Origin of the sequence: Cellulomonas citrea (assembly GCF_009829685.1) — a bacterium.
In the GTDB taxonomy this organism is placed as follows: Bacteria; Actinomycetota; Actinomycetes; order Actinomycetales; family Cellulomonadaceae; genus Cellulomonas; species Cellulomonas citrea.
Window position 1 is genome coordinate 1 of sequence record NZ_VWSD01000156.1, and the last position, 6,675, is coordinate 6,675.

Annotated in this window: 6 protein-coding genes; 4 read left to right on the forward strand and 2 right to left on the reverse strand. The window is 74.8% G+C overall.

What is annotated here, in order from left to right; genetic code table 11:
- A partial coding sequence (locus F2B26_RS13665) for a phosphatase PAP2 family protein (protein WP_235929678.1) occupies positions 1-727 on the reverse strand: 727 nt, incomplete at its 3' end.
- A gap of 103 nt (positions 728-830) precedes the next feature.
- Complete coding sequence (locus tag F2B26_RS13670) at positions 831-1,160, reverse strand: hypothetical protein (RefSeq protein ID WP_159810283.1); 330 nt, start codon at positions 1,158-1,160, stop codon at positions 831-833.
- Positions 1,161-1,326: 166 nt separating this feature from the next.
- On the opposite strand from F2B26_RS13670, the gene F2B26_RS13675 reads away from it, so the two are divergent.
- From F2B26_RS13675 to F2B26_RS13690, 4 genes are all read left to right on the forward strand, one after another.
- Positions 1,327-2,064, forward strand: coding sequence for a response regulator transcription factor (locus F2B26_RS13675; RefSeq protein ID WP_328698684.1), 738 nt, complete (start codon positions 1,327-1,329; stop codon positions 2,062-2,064).
- 27 nt (positions 2,065-2,091) lie between these two features.
- Positions 2,092-3,594 carry a sensor histidine kinase gene (locus F2B26_RS13680; RefSeq protein ID WP_159810285.1) on the forward strand — a complete coding sequence of 501 codons (1,503 nt, stop codon included), beginning with the start codon at positions 2,092-2,094 and terminating at the stop codon, positions 3,592-3,594.
- A gap of 88 nt (positions 3,595-3,682) precedes the next feature.
- The gene (locus F2B26_RS13685) at positions 3,683-5,071 is read left to right on the forward strand and encodes a bifunctional glycosyltransferase family 2/GtrA family protein (protein ID WP_159810287.1); all 1,389 of its coding nucleotides are present in this window, start codon (positions 3,683-3,685) and stop codon (positions 5,069-5,071) included.
- Positions 5,068-6,675 (forward strand): ArnT family glycosyltransferase (locus tag F2B26_RS13690; RefSeq protein ID WP_159810289.1); only part of this gene is annotated, 1,608 nt, incomplete at its 3' end. The genes F2B26_RS13685 and F2B26_RS13690, both read left to right, overlap by 4 nt.

Below are 6,675 nucleotides of genomic sequence, written 5' to 3' on the forward strand. Positions count from 1 at the left end.
CCGCCCCGGCACCGAGCATGGCGACCACGACCAGCCCGGCCCGCACCACCCGGGTCGGGGTGCGGCGCACGACGGTCGGCAGCGCGGCGGTCGCGGTCGTCGTCGTGCCCGGCATGAGCACCATGAGCGCGCACGCGAGGGCGAACCAGGCGGTCGTCACGAGGACCGCCGCCACCACGTCGGACGGGCGGTGCCACTGCCCGATGAGCGTCGACCAGCCGGTGGCGAAGGTGTAGCCCGCCCCCAGGACCGCGACCCACGGACGGGCCCGCGGCGTCACGACGAACAGCAGCGCGGCCGAGGCCGAGGCGGCCGCCGTGGTGTGCCCGCTGGGCAGCGTGTTGGCCGCCTGCCCCCAGCCGAACGAGGGCCGGTCGAGCACCTCGTACTTGAGCAGCCTGGTGGTCACGTTCGCGCCCACCATGAGGACGGCGACCTGCGCAGCCATCCACCACCGGCGCCGCGCCACGGCGATCGCCACCGTCGCCAGCAGGACGAGCGCCACGTACCCGACGGACACCGGTTCGAGCACCTGCTCGGCGTACTGCCACAGCCGGGTGCGTCCGTGCCGGGCTCCGACGAGCGCGAGCTGGTCGAGCCGCTGCCCGCCGGCGGTCCGCACGAACACCCGCCAGCAGACCCACACCCCCGCGCTGCACGCCGCGGCGACCCCCAGCGCGACGCCGAGGACGGACCCGCGCGACGGACGTGCGGGACGGGAGGCCATCGGGCCACGGTAGGCCACGGGTGCGACCAGACCGGTGCGGGCGGACGGCGGCACGGCCCCGGTCCCGGTCCCGGACCGCAGGACGAGCGCGCGACGCACCCCGTCACACCGCGACGTGTTCGCCCGCCGGCACCACCACGGCGTGCCGGCACCCGCACAGGGCCACGCGCACGTGGGCGTCGGCGTTGATGCACAGCAGGCAGCCGCCCCGGGACTCCAGGTCCGCCGCGGCGTCGTCGATCACCTGCGAGGCGGCGTCGGAGCGCAGCTGCACCGCCTCGAGGTCGAGCACCACCAACGAGGCGCTGGCGCACAGCGCGTCGAGCAGGGTCTGCAGCCGTCCCAGGTCGGACCGGCCGAACGACCCCGCCGGGCGCACCTGCGCGGTGAGCCAGGTGGGGTGCTCGGGTGACACGCTCGTCGTCGTGGTCATCGTTCCTCCTCGGTCGCACGGACGCCCACCAGCGCACCGCCGCCACCTGTGACCACGCTGGGTCTGGGCCCCGCATCGGCTGGGCCCACGACCGCCCCGCACCGCACTCAGGTTCTTCACAGACTTCCGCCAGCCCTTCTTCAGGGCGGACGCACAGCATGTGCTCATGACAATGACCACCGCCCACCGTCCGGACCTGCTGACCCGGGCCGACGGCAGCCCCGTCCGGGCGCTCGTCGTCGACGACGAGCCCACGCTCGCCGAGCTGCTGTCCACCGCGCTGCGCTACGAGGGCTGGACCACCGAGCACGCCCTCACCGGGCACGCGGCGATCAGGACCGCCAAGAGCCTGGAGCCGGACGTCATCGTGCTCGACGTCATGCTGCCGGACCTGTCCGGGCTGGAGGTGCTGCGCCGCATCCGCACGAGCCACCCCACCGTGCCGGTGCTCTTCCTCACCGCCAAGGACGCCGTCGAGGACCGCGTCGCCGGGCTCACCGCTGGTGGGGACGACTACGTGACCAAGCCGTTCAGCCTCGAGGAGGTCGTCGCCCGGCTGCGTGCGCTGCTGCGCCGCACCGGCGCCGTGTCGGCCCGGGACGAGGCGGTGCTCACCGTCGGCGACCTCACGATGGACGAGGACAGCCACGAGGTGTGGCGCGGGCAGGACGAGATCCGCCTCACCGCGACCGAGTTCGAGCTGCTGCGCTACTTCATGCGCAACCCGCGCCGGGTGCTGTCCAAGGCCCAGATCCTCGACCGGGTGTGGCAGTACGACTTCGGCGGCCAGGCCAACATCGTCGAGCTGTACGTCTCCTACCTGCGCCGCAAGATCGACAAGGGTCGCGACCCGATGCTGCACACCCTGCGCGGTGTGGGCTACGTGCTGCGTCCCGCCGTCTGACGAGGTCACCGACCTAGTCTGCGCACCGTGACCTGGACCCTGCGCCGCCGTCTGGTGGTCACGGTGGTGGGGCTGCTCACCGTGGTCGCCGCGGTGATCGGCGTCGTCTCCGCGCTGTCGCTGCACGCGAACCTGCAGTCGCAGCTCGACCAACGGGTGCGCGACGCCAACGGCCGTGCGAGCCGAGCCTTCGACGGCTCCGCCGGCGCACCCCTGCCCGCACCCAGCCCGTTGCCCGGCGACGGTGCGAGCGGACCCCCCGCGCTCGGCCGCCCCGGGTCGGAGGTCGGGACCGTGAGCGCCCTCGTGCACGACGGGCTCGCGCTGGCCGGGTACGTCGACTCCCAGGGCGACCAGGAGGCGCTCACCGCGCAGCAGAAGGCCGCCCTGCTCGCGGTGCCGGCCGACGGCACGGTGCACACCGTCCAGCTCCCGGGCCTGGGGGAGTACCGCGTCTCGGCCGTCGTGGCCCGGGACGGTGCGACGCTCGTGAGCGGGCTGCCCACCGCCGCCGACCGGTCCACCGTCGAGGCCTTCGCGCTGCGCGAGCTGCTCGTCGCGCTCGCCGGGGTCGTCATCGCCGCGCTCGCCGCGTCCTGGCTGGTGGGACGCGAGCTCCGGCCGCTGGTGCGGGTCGCCGCCACCGCGACCCGGGTCGCCCAGCAACCGTTGTCCAAGGGTGAGGTGGTGATCGCCGACCGGGTCGAGGACCGCGACACCGACCCGCGCACCGAGGTCGGACAGGTGGGCGCGGCGGTCAATCTCATGCTCGGCCACGTGGAGCACGCGCTGGCCGAGCGGCACGAGTCCGAGCAGCAGGTGCGCCAGTTCGTCGCCGATGCCTCGCACGAGCTGCGCACCCCGCTGGCCTCGATCCGGGGCTACGCCGAGCTGGTGCGCCGCTCCCCCGACGAGCTGCCGCCCGAGGCCCGGCACGCCCTCGACCGGGTCGAGTCCGAGACCGTACGGATGACCACCCTGGTCTCGGACATGCTGCTGCTGGCACGCCTGGACGCGGGCCGGCCGCTCACCGCCGCACCGGTGGACCTCGTGGGGCTCGCGGTCGACGCGGTGGCCGATGCGCACGCCGCCGGCCCCGACCACGTCTGGCACCTCGAGCTCCCCGGCAACCAGGCGACGGGGACACCGGAGGGCGCCGAGGAGGTCGACGCCGTCGAGGTGCTCGGCGACGACGACCGGCTGCGTCAGGTGCTCGCCAACCTGCTGTCCAACGCCCGGCTGCACACCCCGGCCGGGACCGTCGTCACCGTGTCGGTGCGCCGCGAGGCCGACCAGGCGGTGCTCGTCGTGCACGACGACGGGCCCGGCATCCCCGAACCCTTGCGCAGCCGCCTCTTCCAGCGGTTCACCCGGGGCGACGCGTCCCGCAACCGCAGCGCCGGGTCCACCTCGACCGGGCTCGGGATGGCGATCGTGCACGCCGTCGTCGGCGCGCACCACGGCACCATCGACGTCGCCAGCGAACCGGGGTCCACCACCCTCACCGTCCGGCTGCCCGCCGCCGACTGACACCGCGCGGCACCCGCCGCCCAGGTTCACAGGCTCGGCACAGCACCCCCATGCCCGCCGGCGAGGCCCGCGGACGAGGGTCGTGGGCATGGACACCACGACACGATCGCCCGACCGCACCGCGGGAGGCCGGTACCCGACCTCGGTCCCGACGACCTCGCCGTCGGCCGGCCCCGCCACGGACCAGGGCGCGGCGCTCTCCCCCGTGCTCGACCTCGTCGTCCCCGTCTACAACGAGGAGCGCGGGCTCGAACGCACCGTCCGGACCACCCGGGCCTTCCTGGACTCCTTCCCCTACCGCACCCGGCTCACCATCGCGGACAACGCCTCCACCGACGCCACCCTGTCGATCGCGCGGCGGCTGGCCGACGAGCTGCCCGACGTGCAGGTGCTGCACCTGGACGCCAAGGGCCGCGGACGGGCGCTGCACACCGCCTGGCTCGGGTCCGACGCGGCCGTGCTGGCCTACATGGACGTCGACATGTCGACGGACCTGTCGGCGCTCGCCCCGCTGGTCGCACCGCTGGTCTCCGGGCACTCCCAGCTGGCGATCGGCACCCGGCTGGCCCGCGGCTCGCAGGTCGCACGGGGCCCCAAGCGGGAGCTCATCTCGCGCTCGTACAACCTGCTGCTGCGCGGCTCGCTCGCGGTGCGGTTCTCCGACGCCCAGTGCGGGTTCAAGGCGATCCGGGCCGATGCCGCCCGCGAGCTGCTGCCGCTCGTCGCGGACACCGGCTGGTTCTTCGACACCGAGCTGCTCGTGCTCGCCGAACGCGCCGGGCTGCGCATCCACGAGGTCCCGGTGGACTGGGTGGACGACCCGGACTCGCGGGTCGACATCGTCGCCACCGCCATGGCCGACCTGCGCGGCATCGCCCGGCTGCTGCGCGACCTGAACGCCGGCCGCATCCCGCTGCAGGACGTGCGGGCCCACCTGCACCTGGACCCGCCACCCGGCTCGGCCGTGCCGGGTGGCGCGGACGGCGGGCTGCTCGGTCAGCTGCTGAGGTTCGCGGTGGTCGGCGTCGCCTCCACTGCCGCCTACGCCCTGCTCTACCTCATGCTGTCCGCACCGCTCGGCGGGCAGACCGCCAACGTCGTGGCCCTGGCGCTCACCGCGGTCGCGAACACCGCCGCCAACCGGGCGTTCACGTTCGGCATCCGGGGGCGGCGCCGGGCGCTGGTCCACCAGGGCCAGGGACTGGCCGTGTTCGCCCTGGCCTGGGCGATCACCGCCGGCTCGCTCGCACTGCTGCACACGCTGGTGCCGACCGCCTCGCACACCCTCGAGCTCGCGGTGCTGGTGGCGGCCAACCTCGGCGCCACCGTGCTGCGCTTCCTGCTGCTGCGCGGCTGGGTCTTCGGCGCACGCCGCGGCACCCCGTCGGCCACCACGAGCGGCAGCGCCGCACCCGTCTCCTGCCCGGCCGCACCCGCGGTCGCCACCGCGTCGACCGAAGGGGTCCGACCCTCATGACCACCACCGTGCGTCCCATCGACCCGCCCACGGCGGACGGCGGCTCGCCGTCCCCGACCTCGCCGGCCGTCGTCGCGCCCGCCGGCCCGGCGCCCCGGCCCCGCTGGGAGGTCCCGGCGTTCGTCGCCCTGCTCGTGGTGACCGCCGCCCTCTTCCTGTGGAACCTGTCCTCGTCCGGCTGGGCCAACTCCTTCTACTCCGCGGCCGTGCAGGCCGGGTCCACGTCGTGGTCGGCGTTCCTGTGGGGTGCGTCCGACGCGGGCGGGTCCATCACCGTCGACAAGCCGCCGGCCGCGCTGTGGGTGATGGCGCTGTCGGTGCGGGCGTTCGGCCTGTCGAGCTGGTCGATCCTGGTGCCCCAGGCGCTCATGGGGGTCGGCACCGTCGCGCTGCTGTACCGCACGGTGCGCCGCCGGTTCTCCGCGGGGGCCGCGCTGCTGGCCGGGGCAGCCCTGGCGCTCACGCCGGTCGCCGCGCTGATGTTCCGGTTCAACAACCCCGACGCCCTGCTGGTGCTGCTGCTCACGGCCTCCGTCTGGGCCACGATGCGGGCGATCGAGGGTCCGCGCACCACCCGCTGGATGGTGCTCGCGGGGGTGTTCGTCGGGTTCGCGTTCCTCACCAAGCAGCTGCAGGCGTTCCTCGTGCTGCCGGGTCTGGCCGTCGCCTTCCTGTGGGCCGGTCAGCTGCCGCTGGCCAAGCGGCTGCGCGACGGGCTGCTCGCGGTCGGGGCGATGGTGCTGGCCGGCGGCTGGTGGGTGGCGCTCGTCGAGCTGTGGCCGACGAGCTCGCGTCCCTACATCGGCGGGTCGACGGACAACTCGTTCCTCGAGCTCACCTTCGGCTACAACGGCCTGGGCCGGATCACCGGTGACGAGACCGGGTCCGTCGGCGGCGGCGGGGGCACCAGCCGATGGGGCAGCACCGGCCTGGGCCGGCTGTTCTCGGCCGAGATCGGCGGTCAGATCGCCTGGCTCGTCCCGGCCGCCCTCGTGCTGGGCGTCCTCACCCTCTGGCTGCTGCGCCGCAACCCGCGGACCGACCCCAAGCGGGCCCAGGTCGTCGTGTGGGGCGCGTGGCTGCTGGTCACCGGGCTGGTGTTCTCCTTCATGGCGGGCATCTTCCACGCGTACTACACGGTCGCCCTCGCCCCTGCGGTGGCGGCGCTCGTGGGGATCGGTGCGGCCGAGCTGTGGGCCCGTCGCGACCGGTGGTGGGTGCTGGTCGCGCTCGCTGCGGTCACGGTGGGGACGGCCGGCTGGTCGGCTGTGCTGCTGTCGCGGTCCGCGGACTTCCTGCCGTGGCTGCGGGTGGTGGTGGTCGTCGCCGGGCTCGCCGGTGCCGTCGCCCTGCTCGCGGGACGCTGGTTCGGCCGCACGACGATGCTGGTCGGGGCGACCCTGGCGCTCGTCGCCGGTCTCGCCGGACCGGTGGCGTACACGCTCGACACGGTCGGCACGGCGCACACCGGGTCGATCGTCACCGCAGGTCCGGCCGTCGCCGGCGGCAGCGGTGGGCCGGGGGGCGCGATGGGTGGCGCACCCGGCGGACCCGGCGGGGCGATGGGTGGCGCCCCCGGCGGCGGTGCCGTCGGCGGCCCGCCC

Bases quoted from the DNA above. Each gene is read 5' to 3' on its own strand.
- F2B26_RS13675 (WP_328698684.1), top strand. From the start codon at position 1,327: ATGACAATGACCACCGCCCACCGTCCGGACCTGCTGACCCGGGCCGAC.
- F2B26_RS13685 (WP_159810287.1), top strand. From the start codon at position 3,683: ATGGACACCACGACACGATCGCCCGACCGCACCGCGGGAGGCCGGTAC.
- F2B26_RS13670 (WP_159810283.1), bottom strand. From the start codon at position 1,160: ATGACCACGACGACGAGCGTGTCACCCGAGCACCCCACCTGGCTCACC.